Source organism: Nocardia implantans (genome assembly GCF_035544775.1).
Lineage (GTDB): Bacteria > Actinomycetota > Actinomycetes > Mycobacteriales > Mycobacteriaceae > Nocardia > Nocardia implantans.
This window is the reverse complement of sequence record NZ_JAYKYQ010000033.1, coordinates 1-1,127: the sequence shown is the minus strand read 5'-3', so window position 1 is coordinate 1,127 and position 1,127 is coordinate 1. Positions and strand designations below refer to the sequence as shown.

Genomic DNA, 1,127 nt, shown 5'->3' with positions numbered 1-1,127 from the left:
GCCGCAGTGGCCTGCGCTGGAGGTGCAGTATGCGGATTTCGCGTTGTGGCAGCGGGAGGTTTTGGGGGATGAGCGGGATCCGTCGTCGGTGTTGGCGGCGCAGGTGGGGTATTGGCGGGAGCAGTTGGCGGGGTTGCCCGAGCAGTTGGAGTTGCCGGCGGATCGGGCGCGTGCGGGGGTGGCGTCGTATCAGGGGGCGACGGTGGGGTTCGAGGTGGATGCGGGGGTGCATGCGGGGTTGAGCCGGGTCGCGGCCGAGCACAACGCGACGGTGTTCATGGTGGTGCATGCGGCGTTGGCGGTGTTGTTGGCGCGGTTGTCGAATTCGCGGGATATCGCGGTGGGGACGCCGGTGGCGGGTCGGGGTGAGGCGGCGTTGGACGAGTTGATCGGGATGTTCGTCAACACGTTGGTGTTGCGGACCGAGATCGATCCCTCGGCGCGGTTCAGCGAGTTGCTGGCGGGGGTGCGGGCGGTGGATGTGGCGGCGTTCGGGCATGCGGATGTGCCGTTCGAGCGGTTGGTGGAGGTGCTGGATCCGCCGCGGTCGCCGGCGCGGCATCCGTTGTTCCAGGTGATGTTGACGTTCCAGAATTTGACGGTGCCGGAGTTGGCGTTGCCGGGGTTGTCGGTGGCGCCGGTGGATTTGTCGGTGGGGTTGGCGAAGTTCGATCTGCAGTTGGCGGTGGCCGAGCAGTTGGGGCGTGAGGGTGGGCCGGGTGGTTTGTCGGCGGCGTTCACCTATGCCACGGATTTGTTCGACGCGGCGACGGTGCGGGATTTCGCCGATCGGTTCACCCGGATCTTGGCCGCGGTCGCGGCCGATGCCACCGTCACGGTGGGCGACATCGATGTGCTCGCGCCCGGTGAGCGGGAGTTGGTGTTGCACGAGTGGTCGACTCCGGGGGCGTTGGTGCCGGAGGTGACGTTGGTGGATGTGATCACCACCCAGGCGCGTAACCGGCCGGAGGCGGTCGCGATCCGCTGCGGTGATTCGACGTTGACTTTCGGTGAGTTGCATCGGCGGGCGAATCAGGTGGCGCGGGCGTTGATCGCCGTGGGTGCGGGGCCGGAGTCGGTGGTGGCGGTGGCGGTGGCGCGCAGTGAGGAGTTGCCGGTCGCGTTGC

At 67.9% G+C, this 1,127-nt stretch carries 1 protein-coding gene; it reads left to right on the top strand.

Annotated features, from left to right (window positions below):
• A partial coding sequence (locus U3653_RS33170) for a condensation domain-containing protein (RefSeq protein ID WP_324722504.1) occupies window positions 1-1,127 on the top strand: 1,127 nt, incomplete at both ends.